This window comes from Candidatus Andeanibacterium sp. (genome assembly GCF_057143545.1).
On record NZ_DBNHSF010000181.1, the window covers coordinates 1 to 1,763 of the forward strand.

At 64.4% G+C, this 1,763-nt stretch carries 3 protein-coding genes; 1 reads left to right on the plus strand and 2 read right to left on the minus strand.

Annotated elements, in window-relative coordinates:
• Positions 1-99: 99 nt before the first annotated feature.
• Together AC16XC_RS10930 and AC16XC_RS10935 are read right to left on the minus strand one after the other, a co-directional pair.
• Positions 100-387: an I78 family peptidase inhibitor gene (locus AC16XC_RS10930; RefSeq protein ID WP_484034690.1), complete on the minus strand. Its 288-nt coding sequence runs from the start codon at positions 385-387 to the stop codon at positions 100-102.
• Entirely contained in the window at positions 384-764 is a 381-nt protein-coding gene (locus AC16XC_RS10935; RefSeq protein WP_484034691.1) for a Rid family hydrolase, read from the minus strand. The genes AC16XC_RS10930 and AC16XC_RS10935 overlap by 4 nt, the downstream gene beginning before the upstream one ends.
• 138 nt (positions 765-902) lie before the next feature.
• Here AC16XC_RS10935 and AC16XC_RS10940 point away from each other — a divergent pair.
• The coding region (locus tag AC16XC_RS10940; RefSeq protein ID WP_484034692.1) for a TauD/TfdA dioxygenase family protein at positions 903-1,763 on the plus strand (861 nt) is incomplete at its 3' end.

Sequence of the window (1,763 nt, forward strand, 5' to 3'; positions counted from 1 at the left end):
CCTCGACCATTTCGAGGTTGAGCGCGTGCAGGGCCTTAGGCCGGTTGAGCGAAAGATGCCCGACCGCGCCGTGCCGGTGGTGATGGACCCAATCGCTCACTAGGTGCAGGATACCCGTTCGATCACCATCGCGTCGTCGTAATGGACGGTCAGCCGGTCGGGCTGGAAATCCATCGTGACCGCGGTGCGTGGCGGGACCCAGCGGATGCGTGCCGCCCCGGTCGCCTTGAGCAGCGCCGCCCCGGTCTCGCTGTTCGCTTCCTTGCCGATGAAGGCCTGGCCCGGTTCGGAGACACATTCGCCTTGCGGCTCGGCCATGCCGGGCTCTGCCGCGGTCGCGCAGCCTGCGAGCGCCACCGCGGCAAGCGAAGCGATCGCCAGCTTCACGCGCCTACCACCGCCTCGGCCTCGATCTCGATCAGGATTTCGGGGCGGTAGAGCGCGCTGATCGCGACCAGGGTCCCGGTCGGGCAGGTGGCCTTGAGGTGCTTGGTGAAGGCGGCGCTGGCCTTGTCGCCATCGGCGATGTCGGTCACGAACATCCGCACGCGCACCACGTCGGCCATCGTGCCACCGAGCTCCTCGATATATTCGCGGATCAGCGTGTAGCAGCGGTCGGCCTGCTCGTAGCAGTCGGCTGGCGGCTCGGGCCGGTCGTCCACCGTGCCCGCGACCACGATCCGGTCGCCCACCCTCAGCGCGCGGGTGAAGCCGACATCGGCCTCGAATTGCGAACGGGGCGGGATACGGGTGCGCTCGGACATCGGATTCTCCTCTCGAAACGCTGACTATCGTCGATTTGCCGCCTCCATGCTAGGGGCCATGCCGCGATGCCAGCAGGGCTGGATTGCGGTCGCGATTCGGTGTAATTAGCCTGCTAACGATATTTGGGAGTTTGCGCGATGCCGCTCGAAGTGAAGCCGATCCTGCCGCGATTCGGCGCCGAGGTTTCGGGGCTGGACCTGACCCGGAAGCTGACGCCGGAAGAGGTCCAGCAGGTCATCGAAACCCAGGACAAATGGGGCGTCACAGTATGGCGCAACCCGGGCATCAACGACGAACAGCATGTCGCATTCAGCCGCAATTTTGGTTATCTCGAACGCGTGCCGCGGCGCGAGGACATGAAATATCGCCTGCCGTTCCCCGAGCTGTTCGACGCCTCCAACCTCAACGTCCATGGCGAGATCACCCAGGATCCCGCCGCGATCCAGTATCGCAAGGGCGATCGCCTATGGCACACCGACAGCGCTTTCATGGAGAAGCGCACCTCCTATTCGATCCTGCTGGCCCATGCCGTGCCGAAGGAAGGCGGCGAGACCTGGTTCGCCGATACCCGCAGCGCCTACGAGGATCTCGACGACGAGATGAAGGCCTTCCTCGAAGACAAGGTCGGGATCAATTCGCTGTGGTGGAGCCGCAAACTCGCCGGGGCCGACATTTCCGACGAGGAAATCGAGGAGCGCTTCCGGGCCAGGCACAAGCTCGTCCACACCCACCAGGGTTCGGGCCGCAAGGCGCTGTTCATCGCCGCCCATACGATGGATGTCGAAGGGATGGACAAGGCCGAGGGCCGCGCGCTGATCAAGCGGCTGATCGAGCATGCCACGCAGCCGCAATATGTCTTCTCGGTGAAGTGGAATGTCGGCGACATGGTGATCTGGGACAATCTCTGCACCATGCATCGCGGCGGCGAGTACGACTATGAACACGAGAAGCGCGACATGCGCCGGACGACAGTGCGCGAAGGGACCGAGCCCTTCAGC